Source organism: Mesorhizobium sp. Arg314, from assembly GCF_053714275.1.
Window position 1 is genome coordinate 1 of record NZ_JBSKBP010000046.1, and the last position, 16,436, is coordinate 16,436.

Consider the following 16,436-nt stretch of genomic DNA (forward strand, 5'->3'; position numbering starts at 1 on the left):
ATATCTGCCCCTGCGCGGCAATCAGGCATGATTGCCATGCCTACCGTATATCCGTGTCCCAATAATGTACCGGTGCCAAGCGCGGTGCCGCTATTGTACTGCGCGGCGAAATCGCCAACTCCCACGACGTTGGGGCCAGCATTGCCGTACCCAGCCGACTTCCCTACGAAAGTGGCAGCGCTGCCGGTATTGATCATACCAGCCGAGCCCCCCAGTGCCGTCAGGTTGTCTGCGGTGTTGGAGGTGCCGGCCCAGCCCCCGACGGCGGTGACGTTGTTGCCGGTATTGGTCTGTGCGGCGGCATGGCCAACCGCTGTGAGCGCAGTGCCGCTATTATACTGGGCGGCGAAATCGCCAACTCCCACGACGTTGGAGCCAGCATTGCCGTAACCGGCCGACTTCCCGACCAACGTAACGGCGCTGCCGGTATTGGTCATGCCGGCGTTTGTGCCAACAGCAACGACATTGGTGCCAGAATTGGTTAACCCGGCGTTGTTCCCGATCGCGACCACATTGGTCCCGGTCACAATGTCAAGCCTGCCGACCACGGTCAGAGCACCTGTCGGGTCGATAACCGCCGCGCTTGTGCCGCTTACGATGCGATCGGTTATAAGTGTGAGGCCGGTGAGGCCGGATCCGTCGCCGACGAACGTGCCGGTGATGGTCGAGCCGCTAACAACCGGCGCGTTGGATGGACACCCAATGTCGCCCCGTGAGGCTTCTCCATAGCAAAGCCGATTGCCGCTGATGCCCATAGTGGTGGAGACGTTGACGACCTGGCCCCAATCTTGCGCCCACGCCGGCGCCGCCGCCAGCGTGGCGGCCAACAGCAAAAGGCGGAAAAGGAGGCGCATAAGTCACTCTACCGCAACCTCAACCCGTTGGCGTCGCTCTTGACGCCAAATGGGGCAACCGTCGTTGCGCCTTCGCAACTCAGGCGGAGGCATCCACTACATCGCCACACGCGTAAGCGCCCTGCCCCCAGCACCATTTTGCGTCAGGCCCACTTTTTTCGGTCCGTCGCCCAAATCAAATATCGCCGGGGCCTAAATACCTCTGCCGCCACATTAGGCCGCTCAACAGAAGGAACTACCCAATGAACATCCCCCTCCTATCCACCACGTCACTCGTCGGCCTCCATGGCCGAATCCGCTGGTGCCTCGCCCAGGACGATGCCAGCCCGATACATGCCAGGGAGTACGGCGTGAGGGAATACGCCGACTGGCGCCTCCAAGCTGAAGAATTCCAGGCAGAGATGCACCGCCGTGGGGTGCGGTTTTGCCCGATCGCTTGGTAACCTGAACGAAGTTGTCGGCGGGTTAGGCCCGTCGACACTTCGAGTACCCTAAGCTGCCTCAGCAGCAGATCGCGCCGGTTTGCGCGGCTTGTGACGCACGACCACGTCGACCTTGTAGTCGAGCCGATCGAGACAGCGGACGAGGCGGTCGATCGAGAACTTGCCCGTGCGCCCGGTGGCGATCGCGGAGACGTCGGGCTGCTTCATCCCGAGCAGCTCAGCCGACTTCGCCTGGGTCAGGCGTCGGCGCTTGATAATGGCGCGGATCTCGCGGGCCAGCTTGGCCTTGAGCAATTCCTCTTCGGGATTGTCAAAGCCCAGGTCCGCAAACACGTTGCCGCTGCTCACTTCGGCGGTGATGTTTTCAGTCATGACTTTGGTCCTTTTCCATAATTTTCGCGGTAGTGCGCCTCGGCCGCCTTCAATCGCGCCGTAACGAGCTCGATTTCGTGCTTAGGCGTCTCCCTGCCCTTCTTCGACTTCTTCTGAAAGCAATGAAGGATGTAGATCACACCGGCGAAGCGCACGGTGTAGACAGCCCGGTAGGTATCCCCATCGAAGTCGTCGACCACCTCGAGGATGCTGCGGCCGCCAAACCCTTTCAGGGCCTTGACAGCCGGGTGCTCCTCACCATTCTGGGCGTCGTTGATTGCGACACCCATTACCCGACGAACATCAAACGGAAACTCCCGCAGATCGTCCTTCGACGACCCCATCCAAACAGCGGGCTTCTGATTTTTCATTCGCCTCTACCTTATAGCATACAGACTATAATTCTTCAACGTAATTCCTGACATCGCTTAGCGGCTGATATCATACACATTTGCCATCATCACGAGCCAAGGCAGCGATGATCGCCCCACGTACTTCCCCTCCCAATCGCGCAGTTTCGCGTCACTCAATTTCCGGACGCCGGCTACTTGGCCGGAGGCGCGTGCCCCCTCCCCCTATTTGGCCCATCCTTCGCCCTGCCGTTGTTCCGAATTCGTGCCGATGTCCAGATCCCAGCCCTTCCATAGCGCCGATCGCGTCGCGTGTATGGCAAATCGGATTCCTGGTCACGCCTTGGTATGCAGTCTCTCTTGGCGTTTCTGTTGATGGGCTACCCGGAGTGCATGACGGTTGTTCTGGCCAGCGCGGCCGCCTTGTCCCGTTCCTGCCCGCTCCTTCGCTGCGCTCCCGTGTTGGGGACAAGCCAGCCATGGGCGCCGGCCTCCTTTGGAACCGTCCTCCGGGACAGAAACCATCAACCAAAGGAAAACACCATGAAAGACCACAACAACACCAAGGCCAAGAAGACCGAGGCGAAAACCCCGACTTACCACGCCTACACCGTGCGGGACGCCAAGGTAGAAGGCCAGAAGGGCTTCTGGACGCGCATCGGCGCTTTCTTCGCCCACGAAGACGGCGAAGGCGGCACGCTCCTCCTCGAGGCCCTGCCCCTGGACGGACGCGTAGTCCTCCGCGCCCCCAAAGTCGAAGACGACGAGTAGGAGGCGGACATGCAGCTCTTGAACCAAGACCTGCGGGATCAGTTGCTGGCGAATGGTCGCCAGCAACTGCCCCTTCGCGGCACCAGAGACGAGATCGACTTCGTCCCCGTTGTCAAACTGTTCACCCCCGACGCCGGCGCCACCTGGCTCCTCACGGAGATCGATCCCGATGATCCTGACATCGCTTACGGCCTCTGTGACCTCGGGCTCGGCTGCCCCGAGATCGGCAGCGTCAGCCTCTCCGAACTCGCCACTGTGCGCGGCCGGCTGGGACTGCCGGTCGAGCGTGACCTGCATTTCGGAGCGACCAAGCGCCTCTCGGTCTATGCAGAAGAGGCATCGCGTCACGGCGCCATAAGAGCCTGACGCAGTCCCCGGATGCCCGGCAGTGCCGGGCGTCCGGGGAAACTGCATACCCCTTCTGCCGGCAGCAGGCCGAGAAGGAACGTCAAAGGCGAAGTTGGCGCGCAAAAGCCGCCCGGTGGGCGGCTTTTCAGTCGGGTCAGGCTTAGTTGAGCGTATTGGCCGCGTAGCAGAGGGTTACGAGGCTGGCAGTTGGCTGCGCGGTAGGGATGGTGGTCGCGCCTCCGAGCGTGCCGTTGAGGCAGGCAGTGGTGCCGTAAACCACGCGGCCCTTGGTGGCGTCGGTCGAGCCATCGATGGCCTTGTCGGCTTCCTGGGCGTCGGCCAGAGGCATGTTCGCAAACTGGACAACCATCCGCTGGTCGCTACCGACGGTGGCCATGCTGTTGGCCTGTTCGGTGATGATACCAGTGGTGGAGCTGCCACCGCCGAAACCATGGTAAACCACGGCAGCAGTACCGGTACCGGTCACACGGAAGCCGGGCAGGATGTTACGCAGGTTGGTCTGGTCGATGTTGCTGGCCCAGCTGGCGGCGGGGATGGAGTTGTTGACCAGCACGGCCATGTTGGAGGTGGCAGTACCGGCGGCGCTGAGAGCGTTTTGCGGCCATACGTGCTGGCCGGAATAGAACTGGCCGTTGGCGTCTTCAACCTGCTTGAGCTGGGCACCGGCCTTGGTACCGCTGGAGCGGTTGATGAGCTGCCAACCCACGGTGATGATCACGAGGGTGATGAGAATGGCGATGATCGCAACGATCAGAATGGTCTGGTCGATCGTATAGCCCTTGTTGGAGGACAGGCGGCTGAACAGACTGTTGAAGGTGAGTTGCATTGTCAGGAAGTTCCTTGTTGGTTGGCGTTTTGTTCTTAGCCGTATGATACTCCGTCGAAATAGACCTGACACCGAGGCGGAGCGACTTCTGGCAGAGGGGTGTGCTTTCCATGCCCTAGGCCGTCAGGCGGGCCATAGATGATGAAAAAGGCCCGGCGCGCCGGCACGATGCTGGCCAAGGAAGCAGCAAGCGACTTGTAAATCGCCCGTACTGATCCACAATCGTTCCGTGAAACGTCCAGCCGTCCAAGTTCGACCCGGATCCAAAGCCCTTGGTCGCAAACTGGTGGCCCAAGCGGACCATAGAGACCTGATACGACGTCACGCCGTGGTCGCAGACCTGATAGCCAGGACATTGAAGGACATAGCGAATACCGAAGTCCTCGCAGACGCCGCGGCGCCGGCGACGGCGCGCCGGCTTCATCTTGAGGTCCTCAACAAACGGAAGTTCCTCGCCATGCTCGAGGGTCGGCTGGTCGTACTCGGTTCAGAGCTAGCGGCGCACGAGCGCGCGGAGGAAGAACTCCTGCTAAAACTCCTCACCCCGTAATAGCTAAGTCCGACGGCCTGCAGACACTAGACCGCCGGGCTCCCCTCCCCTGCCTGTCGTCTTGTGGCCGACCAAGGGTCAGAATGCGGTAAGCCCTTACATCCGGAAGTCATGACTTCCGGATGTCTTGCGTTTCGCCAACGTCCTGTTTGCGCCGATCGCGGATTTGCTCAGGTGAAATCTCAAAACCGATTGCCTGCAGGCCTTGCAGGATCAGCGTGCGGACGGTGACATCCTCTTGGGCTGCCCGCATGTTCAGCGCCTTAGCGATCGACAAGGGTACGTAAGCCTGGATTGAGCGTTCCGGCTCGGATGCGACCGGTACGACAGCCCTGATCACGGCTGGTTTGGCGGCGGCGCTTTTGGCAGATGGCCGCGACGCGGGCACGCGCGGCTCCTTTTCCGGTTTCGCAGCCGGTTGCGATTGCGCCGCTTCGACCTGCGGAACGACCGACAGAGCGGCCGGCGGCGTCGCGGCCGGCATCCGCTTCAGAATGGAGTCAAGCTGCTTTGACATGGGTGCCTCCGGCGCGTTTGGTGATTTCGGCGGCCAGCTGTGCGATGTCGCGCGCGGCAGCCCCGTCAGGTTCGACGATGCTGGGCGACAGGCCGCGCATCGAAAGTTCGGGGTAGGCCACGCGCTGCGTCACTTCCGCCGTCAGCAGTGGGTAGCCACCGGTTTCAAGTTCCTTGCGGACGTGACGCGCAATCACAGTGCCGGGCGTGGTCATGGTCAGCACCATCAGGGCCGATAGCGGCCGCCCTTCCCGCTCGGGCGTGTTGTTCAACTCCTGGACAAGGTCATACATGGCGACGGCCTCGCGGAAGTCTTCGGCCGCTGCCTTGAGCGGGATCAGCACCAGGTCCGCGGAAATCGCGGCCATGATGGTGGTTTGGTTGCGGAACCCGGCCGTGTCGACGATTACCGGGCGGTGGCTATTCGACAGGTCAAGGATCGTCTGCCGGACCGTCTCGACCTCGGGGTCGGCCATGAGCGTAATCGCCTTCATCAGCCCGTCCGGGTCGTGAAACGAGGCGATGCTGGCTTGCGGATCGGCGTCAACCAGCGCCGGCTTATGCCGGGCTGCCAGCCAATGAGCAGCCAGCGCCCGCGCCAGTGTCGACTTTCCCGCACCACCTTTGCCGGTGGCCAGGACGATCACATGAGGTAGCGACATCCCCATCTCCTTTGTTCGTTAATCTTGCAAGTCCCGATATGGTGACGAAAACAGGTTAGGATTTGCTTAACTGCTGACATCCCCAGGTCTCGACCTTCGGATATCGGTGTATCACGACTTCATGAAGTCCGGATGTTCCGATCTGCCGATCAAAGGAAGCCCTGTCTCCCGGATGCAACAGAAACCCAAAAGACCGTAACCCCGACGTCTCCACTTCCGAATATCCTAATTTCAGGACCTCCTGATACCCTGACTTCTGGACTTCATGAAGTGCTAAGTTCGCCAGCTTTGCACCTCATCACATCCGGTTTTCAGCAGGTTCGTAAGTCCTTGCATCCGGGGATGACGAAGTCCTAAGGTCCACGCACGGGGCATCTCGCGGGCCTAGGTGAGGGGCGGGCGCGACCAAGCCCCGGATATTCCCATGTCCTGAGTTGCGAACTTCATGAAGTCATGAAGTCCTCAGATGCGCAACAACGGAAAACGGGGTTTAGGAGTCCCATCGTTCCACGGATCGGGAGGTGCGGGGTTCCGGAGATGAGCAAAAGGGGAGGGGTTGTCCCTACTTCATGAAGTCCGGAAGTCACGATCTTCACACGAATCTCTTGGCACGCCGACCGGTTCCGGACTATGCTACGGCATGAAAACACCCCCCATCGCGTTCATGTCGCGCAAGGACTTTGCCGACTTGGACCTATACCAAAAAAACGATTACTTACAGAACGTTACGAAGCAATTGCTGGAGCTGCGCGGCGATGAATATCTGCCGCTGACTCGCGATGCCCTGAGTCGTTTGCGCCGCTTCTACAGCCGCCGCAGCTTCGCCGATCTCCGCCTCGACCAAATGAGCGACGACGCCATGCGCGGCGTCTTGGCCAAACTCGGGGAGAGCATCGTTGGCAAGGAATTTGCCAAGCTGATCGACAGCGAGATCCCGCCGAGCGCCCATTCCGCCCGCATGAAGCGGCCGCCGCCGATCGACGACGACCAGTTGATGTTCTTCGTGCCGACCGTGCATGACGCGCCGCTCAAGGACGAGGTCAACCTGATGGACGTGGCGCCGTTCTCGCTCAGCAAGATGAAGCGCGATGGCATTATCCGCTATGAGCTGAAGGATTGCGTCATCACGGTAGAGGGCGGCGCGGAAGTCGGCATCGCCAATGCCTATGACTACGACATCTTCCTCAACATGGTTTCGTACCTCGCCGAGGAAATGAGACGCTACAGGGCAGCGGAGAAGGACAACCGTCGCCCGGGCCTCCCGTCCCAGGTTTACCGGCCGACAGCGGCGCAGATCCTCAAATTCTGCCGGCGAGAGCGGGGAGGGAAACAGTACGACGAGCTTGAAAAGGCACTGGACCGCCTGCAGGCGACCCGCATCAAGATCGTCAACGTCGGCAAGGGCAGCCGCCGCGATGCAGAAAGCTTCCCCCTGATCGGCCGCTACAAGGTCGTGAGCCGCACCGCCCAGGACCGCATCGAGCAAGTCGAGATGGAAATCCCCGGCTGGGTTTACGAAGGCGTCGTGAGGCCGGACGGCAAGCCGAGCATCCTGACGCTCAACCCCGACTACTTCCTGATCGCCAAGCCCATCGCTAAGTTCATCTACCGCCTAGCCCGCAAGGCCGCCGGCCAGACCGACGCATTCTACCGCGTCGAGGACCTGCACTACCGCAGCGGCTCCCAGCTGCCGCTGCGCAAGTTTAGGCAGACCGTCGCCGAGATCGTCAATGACGCGAAGACCGACCCTCTCCCGGACTACGACATCTCGTTGCGCGACGGCCGTGATGGTCCGGTCCTCTATATGAAGAAACGACAGGACGGGGAGGCACCAGAGCAGTCAGAGATGGTTCTTGACAATTCTGCCGTACATCAGTCCGCGTAGTTTGCCAAAACAGACGTACATCAGTCCGCCAACCCTGCCAAAACCAGCGTACATCGGTCCGCGCTTCGCCAAAACCGTGTATATCGATCCGCCGTTTTTGACATTTTCGCCGTACATCAATCCGCTCATCTTGACAAAAATGGCTGTAGGGAGGCTCAAACGGGCCGAGTCGGGGTGGGGATAAGTCTGGGGATGCTTTTGGGGATAAGTCAAAGCCGACCGTACATCGGTGCCGCCACGGCCGTATATCAATCCGTCACGGGCGTACATCGATCTGGCAATGCCGTACAACGGTGCCACGAAGTAGGTTTAACCCGTTGAGCTATCAAGGGAATTCGGCTCTTAAAACCTTTCTTCTTAAAACTACATAAAACATATCTAAAACGCACTGCGTGCCAAATTTCAATTTTTTGGATATGAAGAAAAGGATTTTTGGCAAAGTGGCACCTTGAATTGCCTCTTTTGGCAGGGAAGGTCTTGAGCGAGGCGCACGGTCTAGGCAAAAGTATGCTGTAAGGCATCCAGGACCGGTTTCAGGATGTTTCTGGAGCTAGCGACGGATCACCCACCCGAAGCAACGACCTAAGCTGTCTGCAACGCAGGCCATTGGGTCAAAGGTTCATTCGTCAACGATTTTGAAAGCTGAAGGGCGCCACCCGAAGGGTGACGCCCCCATTTCTCGACGGTCATCGCCATCCCTGGCTGTACCGTGGCAAGATCTTACCATGCTTCCAGGCCGGCGAGAATCCCCACGCGATGTATACAAAATCTCGCATTTCTCGGCGAAAATCCTAGCGGGGGTCCGGGGGCGGCAATGAGCCCCCGGGGGGTCGGTTGCCGCCGACCTTCGCCTTGGTCATCGAGCGTCGGGTGCTGAGGAGGGGGTGCAGGGGGCTTGCCCCCGCCAGCGGCGCAGCCGCTTCGCGACTATTTTGCAACATAGGTATGACCACGACTTGGCGGAGGTGGCGTGAAGGCCGCGCCTGCCGTTGGGAATGATGGTTGGTGCCGTCGCGATAAGCAGCGCGGGTTGCCAGATCCGAAGGGCGGAGGGTAATGGCGCACTTATACATTGCTGCGCAACATAGGTGGCGCCTCCGCCATTGGGGGGCGGTCGCAGGTTCGTGCAGCGACAGAAGAACAACAGATCGGCCGACCGTGAGTTCGTACCATTTTTCCGTGCAGGTCATCAGTCGCTCCAACGGCCGCTCCGCGATTGCGGCGGCGGCCTATCGGTCCGGCCAGCGCCTCATAGATGAGGGGAGGGGTGCTGTCGCCGACTACAGCCGGCGCCGCGGCGTGGTTTACGCCGAGATCCTGGCGCCGGATGGAAGTGCCCCGTGGCTCAAAGATCGGCAAAGCCTTTGGAACGGTGTGGAGCGCATGGAGAAGCGGGCCGATGCCCAGCTGGCCCGCGAGATCAACCTCGCCCTGCCTCATGAAATTCCGGAAAGCGCCCGGCTCGAGTTGGTGCGAAGGTTTGTGCGCGAGCAATTCGTGGCTTTGGGGATGGTAGCCGACGTCGCCATCCACAGGCCGGTGCCGGAAAAAGGCGACGACCCGCGTAATCATCACGCGCACATCATGCTGACCATGCGCCAAGCCACCGGAAGCGGCCTCAGGCAGGTCAAGACGCGCCATTGGAACAGCGACAGCCTGCTGCGTCATTGGCGCGAGCAGTGGGCGCGCTACCAGAACGCCATGTTGCGAGTCCGCGCACCGGCGCCGGTGCGGGAGGTGGACCACCGGACCCTGCCGCAGCAACGGGAAGCCGCTCGCCGGCGTGGCGATCGCGCCGCTGTGCTGGCCTTGCACCGGCTGCCGGAACTGCATGTCGGGCCGAGGGCGATGAATGCGGCGCGCCGTGGCTATGTGCCGGCAAGCAGGGATCGGGAGGCGCGCGGCTGGCCTGGCCGCAGGGCAGGGGCATCCGCGCCACGGCACCGGCAGAGCCGTGTCGTTCGCTACAGCCGCATCGATACCGGTACCCGCTTCGAGGCCAATCTCAAGCGGCTACGGCACAATCTGGACCGAACGGACCGGGTCTTAGTGCGCTACCAGGCGCGGGCGGCCCGCCTAAGATCCTGCCACCACGTGGAGGGGCGCAGGGGTGTGCGGACCGGGAAGCGTCCGATGAAGCCTGCTTCAGTCGCAGGGCCGCGGCAGCGGCGGCGTTCCCAGATCGCGGCGTTAATTCGCAAGATCGAGCAGCTGATCGCGGTGCTGTTTGGCCTGCGCGAGATGCAGCTGCATCGTCGGCTACGGCTCTGTCGTTCAATCGGCCTTCGTCAGAGACATGACCGGATCCAGGCCCGCCGACGAGGACGCCGGCGATTGCGCTGACGAAGCAGGAGCGCCCCCAGAATCCGCGTCGAACCAGTAATCCCACAATCCGCGCCAGGCCCGTTCCCGGTAATGGCGAACCTTGCGCGCCAGGATCGGAAAGGCCACCGCACCGCCCATCATCACCAAGCAGTGGGTATGACGCATGCGCCGTATCTCGGAGGGATCGTAAAGGAGACGGCCGCTTTCGCTGTGTCCGGCCTGCTGCTGGTGGCGGAGCAGTTCGGTGCTGGCCTGCGAGGTCCCGCGCGACCGGGACAGCACGGTGGTCCGGCCGATCGTTTCGGCGAGATCCTGTGCCGTGGCGTTGTCGTTCACATTGAACGCAACTTGGCAGCCCGATGCCGCGAGGAATGACGAAGCCGAGTCGGCGCCGTAGATGCGCCGCAGCTGACCGAGATCCTGAAGGACGAGCAGGGTCCGGGTATAGGCCCGAAGGTAGCCGATGCCTTGTTCCAATGCGTCCAGGCGCCCCAGCGCGGCAAGCTCGTCGATCAGCAGCAGGGGCTTGTGTAGGGGCCGCGGCAGCGCCTTGCCGCGCACGGCCGCGGCGAGGGCGCAGCCGATCATGAGGCGCAGAAACGGCTGGTAGATCTTCAGCTTGTCTTCGGGAACCACGACATACACCGAGATGACGCCCGTATGCATCTGCATCAGATCGAAATCCGAGCGGGCGGTGAGAAGGCCGCCGATTCGATCCTGCGACCAGAACTGCAGCGTTTTGGCACTGTTCTTGATCACCGAGCGGGTTTCGTCGTGGTCGAGCCCGGCCAGGGTGATGCGGGCTTCCTCCTCGACGAGGGTGTGACCACAACAGGCCATCAGTTCCAGTTCATGAGCAAACCCGCTGGTGCCGAGCGTGATGATCTGGCGAACGGTCGCCAGCGTCCACAGCGCCGGCGGCCGTGTGCGAATGACATAGCCGATGATCATTGCGATCATTTGCCGGGCACTGGTGTCCCAATGGCTGTCGGCAGATTCAGGGATGACGAGCAGGTCGGCCAACGCCGCGATGTCGTCGGCCTCGTGGTAGCTGCCGACGCGGATGAGGTCGAACGGGTTCAAGCAGTGTGAATGTTCAGGGTGCTGCGCGTCGATGCGGAAGACCAGACCGAGCGTTGCCCGGAAACGTCCAGTGACGGCGAAGTTTTCCCCTTTGGGGTCGGTGCAGATGACGGACCCCGGATGGTCGAGGAGATTCGGAATGACCAGGCCGACGCCCTTGCCGGAACCCATCGGGGCGAAGACGAGGACAGCGCCTTCGCCCCGGTGCCGGATGAAGCCGGTCCATTTCTTGGCGACGATCAAGCCATTGCGGCGTGCCCAAACGCCGGCGCGGAGCAGGTCAACTACATTCGCCCAGCGGGCCGAGCCATGCGTGCGGAGCCGGCGTTGAACCAGCCAGCGCGTGAACCGCCAGAGCTGCGTGAAGACCCGCCCTAATATCCAAAACGCACACCGCAGCGTGATGATGATCAGCCATCGGAGGAAGCGGAGGAAAAACATGCCCGGACGTTCGGTGCCCGAGGCGGACAGGTCAATGGCGAATGCCCACCGGAGCGGCGGCGGAAGGTGGCAAGAAAGGGGGAGCCGCCCGGTTACGCGGCAAGGTCTAATTGTCAGACTTGGGCCAGTTGGACAAGCGGCACAACGATTGGGACCCAAACAACCTCCGGCGGGTCGAACTGCCAGGGCTTTAATATTCCTGCTGCGACAATTGAATGTGACAGTATTTTTTGTTCAATAAGCCGGGCGATTATCGGGGGATTCGATGAAAGATTGGCTGAAGGGTTTAGGCACCAAGCTTGTAGATGCTGGACGAGCGAAATTCGAAGATGAAAAACAAAGACGAGCGGAGCCACAGCTGACTGACGAAGAAAAGCGGTTGTTTGGTCGCTTTTTGGATGCCCAGGAGCATTTGCACCAGATAGCAAAGGACGGTCTGCCTGAAAGACCTCGGTCCGAGACGGGACGAAATCGACGCGAAATTCGAGCGCTCCTCTCACATCCAGCCTTTGACGCAGCGGTGCGAGACGCTGAAAAACGGAAGAAGGAAAGCCTTGAACGGGAGAGAAAGCGGCGTGAGGAAGAAGCGCGTATCGCCCGGGAAAATCGCCAGCGTCAGCTTGCTGAAGATCTCGCCAGAATCGAAGCCTATTACGGAAACGAGCTAAATTCATATGAACTGCGGCTTGAGGAGGCCTATGACAGCCTCGACACCAAGTCGAAGGGCAATATGGCGGAATTTTTCCTTGAGGCCCGCGATGGCCAGAAGATCGGCAGCGACAACAATGCAAAAAGCGCTGGCGGGATAGCCTTCGAGCTGGCGTTTGATGCCACCAGAATTGCCAAATCGGGACGGATGTTCACCGAGGGGTTGCGGAATTCGAAGTTGGTACGAACCCTGCGGGATATTCCGGAAGGACAGCGCGCCATTCTACGCCTGTCGGAAATCCTTGAAGTTTTGGGTTTTGCCACACGCAAAGAGGTTTATAGCGTCGCCCTTCCCATCCTCTGGAATGAAGGGAAAACCCAGCTCACGACCCCAAGCAATTTGACGACGCCCACGGACAAAGCAGCGTTCAAGAAAGCTGTTACGCACCTGATCGAGACGCGGTTTGGGACGCCTGAAAGCGCGGCTGAATTAGTCCAGGGGAAATGCCGCTCCGTACTCGAAGGAAAGGGAGACTCGGAGGAGAAGGCCGTGCTGAATCGCTATCTTTACAGCGGCACCCGCTGGCTCACTTCGGACGGCATCAAACCACTGATTCCGAAGGGAGTCACCGATAAGGCCCTGCGGCTGGGCGCTTTTGCAGACGGCAAAGAGCTTTATTATGATCGCAACGAGAGCCTAATCACCATTGCGCCGCCCGGTACAGGCAAGTCGACGTCGCATGTGTTGCGGAATCTCCTTTATCTCAATGGTCCAGCCGTGGTCCTGGACATCAAGGGCGATATGTTTGCCGACACGGCCGACTGGCGCGGCAGGGAGGTGGGCAAGGTTTACCGGTTTGCCCCCAACGACCGCGACACCTCGCTGCGCTTCAATCCGCTCGACTTCATCTCGACCGACCCCGATGAAGCTTACGAGGAATCCGAGCGGCTGGCGGAATTGCTCACCGTGCCCGCTGAGGAGGGCGAATACTTCGATGAGCGAGCCATCCAGGTCATCCGTGCCATGGTGCTTTATGTGGCGCTGACACGGACCGGCGCGGAACGCTGCATGGAATCGGTGCTTGATCTTCTGAGTGGCGTCAACAACGACCCGCTGGCCGCAGAGCGCGCCGGGCAGCCAGGTGAAGAAGATGCACCCTTTAACGCCCTGATCTCCGACTTGATGATGCACGAGATGCCCACCCTGCGGCGCATGGGCAGCTCGCTCAACAAGATGCCGGACAAGCAGCGGGAAGGGGTGTTTGATACGGCACGCACCAAACTGAAGGTCTGGGAGTCGCCGGCGATCGCGCGGCTGACGCGCGAAACAACATTTCGGCCTGAAATGTTACGCGGCGAGCGTGCGACCCTTTACCTGTGCGTGGAGCTTGGTGACATCAAGCGCTTTGCTTCGGTGCTCCGCGTGCTGCTCGGCAGCTGCATCAGCACCTTGTGCAAGGGCACACCTGTGCCGAATGCCGAAGCTGTGACGTTTTTCCTCGACGAGTTGCCGCGCCTCAAGCGCATGGACGTGGTTGAGGAGGCGCTTGACGTTGGGCGCGGATTTGGCGTGCGGCTGTGGATGTTTGCGCAGAACATCGGGCAACTCGAGACGGCTTACCCGAACGCGAAGGGGATGGTCGGCAATTGCCTCGCGCAGTGTTACATGAACCCAGATGCCGAGCGCTCAAAATGGCTCTCGAGCCATCTCGGTGTCCGGCGCGGCCTGCTGGACGGAAGCGAGCGGCCACTCGTGGAATCATTCGACCTGACTGGCCACGACTACGCCGACAAGGTCGTGGTCATGCTCAACGGCATGGATAATGCCCTCCTCACCAAGCGTCCTTACTACGCCGACCCGGAAGCCATGAAACGCGTGCAGAAGGCTCCCGAAGTCGCAGCGTTGGCGGGCTGACGGGGCGCCTGGGGCCAGGGCGCTAGCTCCCTAATGGGAGCATCGGCCTGGCCCGCGCTATCCCACGCCGTGCTGTCACCAACCGGGGCAGGGGCGTGGCGTGCTCGACCCGCTTCGCTTTGGTCTTCGCTCTGCCACCGCGTTGCCTTCGATGATGGCCGGTGCTAAGCGTGGATAGCGGTAGAGCGCACTTATGGGTTTGCAAGGCAAACCCGTGCCTCTCCCCCTCGCGAGGACGACCGTATGGCCATCTATAGCCTGCATCACCAGCCTATCGGGAAGTCCACGCAGGCGCGCCCGTTCACCTCGGCGGCGCACGTCCGCTACATCATGCGCCGTTCTGCCGTAAGCCGGATAGAAGCCGCCCGCATGCCGGCCACAAAGGGCAGAGCAGCGAGGTTCATGCAGATTGGGGAACAAGCAGACCGCAAGAACGCCCGCGTTGCAGATAAGCTCTTGCTGGCGTTGCCCCGGGAGCTCGATGCGGAGCAGAGGGCACAGCTCGTTCGAGACTATGCCGAGGACGTAACGCGAGGCCGTGCGCCATGGCTTGCAGCTTTTCATGACAAGGGTAAGGACGAGCAGAATCCTCACGTTCACCTGGTCGTGCGTGATCGGGATCCGGCGACGGGAAAACGCGTCTCCGGATTGAGTGAGAACGGCAGCACCGAACGCTTACGGTCGCTTTGGGAGGATCATGCGAACCGCGCTATGGAAAGGGCAGGGCGGGCCGAGCGTATCGATCGGCGCACGCTGAAGGCGCAGGGGATTGACCGGGCGCCAAGCATTCACGAAGGGCCAAGAGCCCAGCAGATGGACAGACGCGGCGTCCAACCGAAAAGCCGGGTTCGCAATCGGCGCAATGCGCCGGGATCGCGTTCGCCTGCCCGGGCCGTCAACTATCCGGCCATTGATGAAGGGCGCTCACGTCCCGCCTACAATCGGGCGCTGGGGCCGCAAGAAACCGAGGCGAGTTTCTGGGCGGCCATTCATGCAGACAAGCTCAATGAGGAGATGGAGCATCTCCGCCATATTCACAACCCGCCCTCGTCAGTGGATATCCAGCGGCCGCTTGGCCCGTTTGGCGCCCGTCAATTCCTCGCCCTCAATCAGAAGCTTCCCGATGCGTCCGCTCGTTTCGGCGCGCTCGCGAATGCCGCGCTCGTTCCAAGCGAGCCGCTTGGCCTCGATACGAGCCAAGCCGTTTTCAAACCAGCGTCCGACGAGAAGCCAGGCAGGGAGCCGCATCAAAACAGGTCCCACCCCTTCCGGCAGGAGTTCGAGCCATCGGGCAATCCTCGAAATCACCCTCAAAGCATGAATGAGAAACTATCATCTGGAAAGCAAAAAGCCATGGATGACAAAGATAAACTTCTCGAGATGCACAAAAACGACCTGCTCAAGAAGCAGTTTAACCACGACAAGAGCGGTTCGTTGCTTGGTTCGACCATGGAACGGGCATTTTTAGACCCGGATGCTGCTATGAAGAAAATGAACCAGTACGCGGAAAAGGAAAACAGCCGGGAGTCCTTGTACGAGAAATTGGCAGACAAGAAGCAGGTGTTCGGTCGCCGTCCCGGCAGCATCCTGTCGCAGGAGGGTTACATGCCCGGCGCCGAAGCGAAACGCCGTGACGCCGACATCGCCCGGCAGCAGCTGCCCGGCGTGCTGCGCGACGCGGACCGCAACCAGGCAGAGCTGGCAAACTCGGAAAAAGCCTACCGGGATGCGCAAGCTCGCTACCAGCCGGTTGGTGGAGGTGGCGGACCGGGGGAGGGGCAGTCGCCACAGCCTCAGAGCCCGCCTGCGGGCGGCGCGGGAGGTGGACCGCAGGGCGGCCAGACGCAGCCGCAGCCGAGTCCGTCGGCGCAGCAGCAAGTGCCCAAGCCACAGAGGCAGCCTGAACAAGGCTCGGAAAGGTCCAGCGCCAATGCTCCTGGGCAGGGCGCCCAGCCGGTGCAGCACGAGAAGGACCGGCAGAACAACGACGCCCGGCGGCGGATGATGGACCAGATGCGCGATCGACGGAGCGAGGCTCCGCAGCAAGCTCCCAAAACACAACATCAGCCGGTCGCACAGCCTCAGCAGGTTTCCGGCGGACATGACAAGTCGGCGAACACGAAAGCGCCAGAGCAGGGGCCGCGGCCAGCGCATGACGACAAGGACAAACAGAACAACGAAGCCCGGCGGCGGATGATGGACCAGATGCGCGACCGGCGCGCCAAGGAAAAAGAGGCTGAGAAGCAGAGGGGAAAAGCCAAGGGTGTCGGGATCGGCGAATGAAGGACGATTTTCCTCGCTGGTCTAGCGCGATATCTACGAGGCGCTTCAGCGCACAGAGTTGGACGGGTTACTGGTAGAAGACTTCTCCTGAGCAGCAAGGTCGCGGATTATCTCTCGCGAGGTTGTAAGTCGAATGACAGCGT

Annotated in this window: 13 protein-coding genes and 1 pseudogene; 7 read left to right on the forward strand and 7 right to left on the reverse strand. The window is 61.0% G+C overall.

All coding sequences use genetic code 11. The annotated features are described in order from the left end of the window. The 3 genes and pseudogenes from ACWGS9_RS29280 to ACWGS9_RS29290 all read right to left on the reverse strand — a co-directional run. Positions 1-854, reverse strand: a pseudogene (locus tag ACWGS9_RS29280) (hypothetical protein); the annotation flags it as partial. 491 nt (positions 855-1,345) lie between these two features. Continuing rightward, positions 1,346-1,669 (reverse strand): helix-turn-helix domain-containing protein, encoded by a 324-nt coding sequence (locus tag ACWGS9_RS29285; protein ID WP_454508510.1) that lies wholly within the window; start codon positions 1,667-1,669, stop codon positions 1,346-1,348. After that, complete coding sequence (locus tag ACWGS9_RS29290) at positions 1,666-2,013, reverse strand: type II toxin-antitoxin system RelE/ParE family toxin (protein WP_454508539.1); 348 nt, start codon at positions 2,011-2,013, stop codon at positions 1,666-1,668. The genes ACWGS9_RS29285 and ACWGS9_RS29290 overlap by 4 nt, the downstream gene beginning before the upstream one ends. A gap of 549 nt (positions 2,014-2,562) precedes the next feature. Between ACWGS9_RS29290 and ACWGS9_RS29295 the strand changes: the two genes are divergently transcribed. Beyond that, positions 2,563-2,790: a hypothetical protein gene (locus ACWGS9_RS29295; protein ID WP_454508511.1), complete on the forward strand. Its 228-nt coding sequence runs from the start codon at positions 2,563-2,565 to the stop codon at positions 2,788-2,790. A gap of 9 nt (positions 2,791-2,799) precedes the next feature. Next, positions 2,800-3,156, forward strand: a complete 357-nt coding sequence (locus ACWGS9_RS29300) for a DUF2958 domain-containing protein (protein WP_454508512.1) — start codon at positions 2,800-2,802, stop codon at positions 3,154-3,156. A gap of 142 nt (positions 3,157-3,298) precedes the next feature. Here ACWGS9_RS29300 and ACWGS9_RS29305 read toward each other — a convergent pair whose 3' ends face one another. Continuing rightward, positions 3,299-3,985 carry a hypothetical protein gene (locus ACWGS9_RS29305; protein ID WP_454508513.1) on the reverse strand — a complete coding sequence of 229 codons (687 nt, stop codon included), beginning with the start codon at positions 3,983-3,985 and terminating at the stop codon, positions 3,299-3,301. A 328-nt stretch (positions 3,986-4,313) separates the two neighbouring features. Here ACWGS9_RS29305 and ACWGS9_RS29310 point away from each other — a divergent pair, with 328 nt between their 5' ends. After that, positions 4,314-4,535 carry a hypothetical protein gene (locus tag ACWGS9_RS29310; protein ID WP_454508514.1) on the forward strand — a complete coding sequence of 74 codons (222 nt, stop codon included), beginning with the start codon at positions 4,314-4,316 and terminating at the stop codon, positions 4,533-4,535. Between the two features lie 109 nt (positions 4,536-4,644). Here ACWGS9_RS29310 and ACWGS9_RS29315 read toward each other — a convergent pair whose 3' ends face one another. Together ACWGS9_RS29315 and ACWGS9_RS29320 are read right to left on the reverse strand one after the other, a co-directional pair. Beyond that, entirely contained in the window at positions 4,645-5,019 is a 375-nt protein-coding gene (locus ACWGS9_RS29315) for a hypothetical protein (RefSeq protein WP_454508515.1), read from the reverse strand. A gap of 16 nt (positions 5,020-5,035) precedes the next feature. Further along, entirely contained in the window at positions 5,036-5,713 is a 678-nt protein-coding gene (locus ACWGS9_RS29320) for a nucleotide-binding protein (protein WP_454508516.1), read from the reverse strand. Positions 5,714-6,377: 664 nt separating this feature from the next. Between ACWGS9_RS29320 and ACWGS9_RS29325 the strand changes: the two genes are divergently transcribed. Then, entirely contained in the window at positions 6,378-7,598 is a 1,221-nt protein-coding gene (locus tag ACWGS9_RS29325; RefSeq protein ID WP_454508517.1) for a replication initiator protein A, read from the forward strand. Positions 7,599-8,756: 1,158 nt separating this feature from the next. Continuing rightward, complete coding sequence (gene mobQ / locus ACWGS9_RS29330; RefSeq protein WP_454508518.1) at positions 8,757-9,941, forward strand: MobQ family relaxase; 1,185 nt, start codon at positions 8,757-8,759, stop codon at positions 9,939-9,941. On the opposite strand, the gene ACWGS9_RS29335 is transcribed toward mobQ, so the two are convergent. Next, positions 9,873-11,447 (reverse strand): type IV secretory system conjugative DNA transfer family protein, encoded by a 1,575-nt coding sequence (locus ACWGS9_RS29335; RefSeq protein ID WP_454508519.1) that lies wholly within the window; start codon positions 11,445-11,447, stop codon positions 9,873-9,875. The genes mobQ and ACWGS9_RS29335 overlap by 69 nt on opposite strands. A 265-nt stretch (positions 11,448-11,712) precedes the next feature. Between ACWGS9_RS29335 and ACWGS9_RS29340 the strand changes: the two genes are divergently transcribed. After that, positions 11,713-14,010 carry a type IV secretory system conjugative DNA transfer family protein gene (locus ACWGS9_RS29340; protein ID WP_454508520.1) on the forward strand — a complete coding sequence of 766 codons (2,298 nt, stop codon included), beginning with the start codon at positions 11,713-11,715 and terminating at the stop codon, positions 14,008-14,010. A gap of 243 nt (positions 14,011-14,253) precedes the next feature. Continuing rightward, the gene (locus ACWGS9_RS29345; protein WP_454508521.1) at positions 14,254-16,293 is read left to right on the forward strand and encodes a MobA/MobL family protein; all 2,040 of its coding nucleotides are present in this window, start codon (positions 14,254-14,256) and stop codon (positions 16,291-16,293) included. The last annotated feature ends 143 nt before the right edge of the window (positions 16,294-16,436 follow it).

What these genes read in the sequence shown, in the direction of transcription:
- ACWGS9_RS29285 (WP_454508510.1), bottom strand. Translation starts at nt 1,669, where the DNA reads ATGACTGAAAACATCACCGCCGAAGTGAGCAGCGGCAACGTGTTTGCG.
- ACWGS9_RS29290 (WP_454508539.1), bottom strand. Translation starts at nt 2,013, where the DNA reads ATGGGGTCGTCGAAGGACGATCTGCGGGAGTTTCCGTTTGATGTTCGT.
- ACWGS9_RS29295 (WP_454508511.1), top strand. Translation starts at nt 2,563, where the DNA reads ATGAAAGACCACAACAACACCAAGGCCAAGAAGACCGAGGCGAAAACC.
- ACWGS9_RS29300 (WP_454508512.1), top strand. Translation starts at nt 2,800, where the DNA reads ATGCAGCTCTTGAACCAAGACCTGCGGGATCAGTTGCTGGCGAATGGT.
- ACWGS9_RS29305 (WP_454508513.1), bottom strand. Translation starts at nt 3,985, where the DNA reads ATGCAACTCACCTTCAACAGTCTGTTCAGCCGCCTGTCCTCCAACAAG.
- ACWGS9_RS29315 (WP_454508515.1), bottom strand. Translation starts at nt 5,019, where the DNA reads ATGCCGGCCGCGACGCCGCCGGCCGCTCTGTCGGTCGTTCCGCAGGTC.
- ACWGS9_RS29320 (WP_454508516.1), bottom strand. Translation starts at nt 5,713, where the DNA reads ATGTCGCTACCTCATGTGATCGTCCTGGCCACCGGCAAAGGTGGTGCG.
- ACWGS9_RS29325 (WP_454508517.1), top strand. Translation starts at nt 6,378, where the DNA reads ATGTCGCGCAAGGACTTTGCCGACTTGGACCTATACCAAAAAAACGAT.
- ACWGS9_RS29335 (WP_454508519.1), bottom strand. Translation starts at nt 11,447, where the DNA reads ATGTTTTTCCTCCGCTTCCTCCGATGGCTGATCATCATCACGCTGCGG.
- ACWGS9_RS29340 (WP_454508520.1), top strand. Translation starts at nt 11,713, where the DNA reads ATGAAAGATTGGCTGAAGGGTTTAGGCACCAAGCTTGTAGATGCTGGA.
- ACWGS9_RS29345 (WP_454508521.1), top strand. Translation starts at nt 14,254, where the DNA reads ATGGCCATCTATAGCCTGCATCACCAGCCTATCGGGAAGTCCACGCAG.